We start from the raw sequence: 546 nt of genomic DNA, 5'->3' as shown, positions 1-546 counted from the left end.
CACCTTGCCGGCGCTGGTGAAGGTCAGCAGGGTGTCGTGGGTGTTGACCAGCCACAACTGCTCGATGAAATCCTCTTCCTTGGTCGACGCCGCGCTGCGGCCACGGCCACCGCGACGCTGTGCGCGGTAGGCACTGACCGGCTGGCGCTTGACGTAGCCGGCATGCGACAGCGTGACCACCACGTCTTCCGGGGCGATCAGGTCGAGGATGTCCAGGTCTTCTTCGCTGTGGCGGATTTCGGTGCGGCGCTCGTCGCCGAACTCGGTCCGCACGTTGATCAGCTCTTCGCGGATCACCTGCAGCAGGCGATCCGGATCTTCCAGGATGTGAATCAGCCCGGCGATGGTTTCCAGCAGCAGCTTGTACTCATCGGTCAGGCGCTCCTGCTCCAGCCCGGTGAGGCGGTGCAGGCGCATTTCCAGGATCTGGGTGGCCTGGATTTCGGTCAGCCGGTAGCCGCCTTCGATCAGGCCCACGCCCTTGGGCAGGTCATCCGGACGCGAGGCTTCGGCACCGGCGGCACCGAGCATCGACCCGACCAGGCC

1 protein-coding gene is annotated in these 546 nt (G+C 65.8%); it reads right to left on the bottom strand.

The genetic code is table 11. From position 1 onward, the window contains the following. A partial coding sequence (locus ACXJKJ_RS31790; protein WP_457395703.1) for a DNA gyrase C-terminal beta-propeller domain-containing protein occupies positions 1-546 on the bottom strand: 546 nt, incomplete at both ends.

This window comes from Roseateles sp. P5_E1 (assembly GCF_054049335.1).
This window is presented reverse-complemented; position numbering and strand designations above follow the sequence as displayed.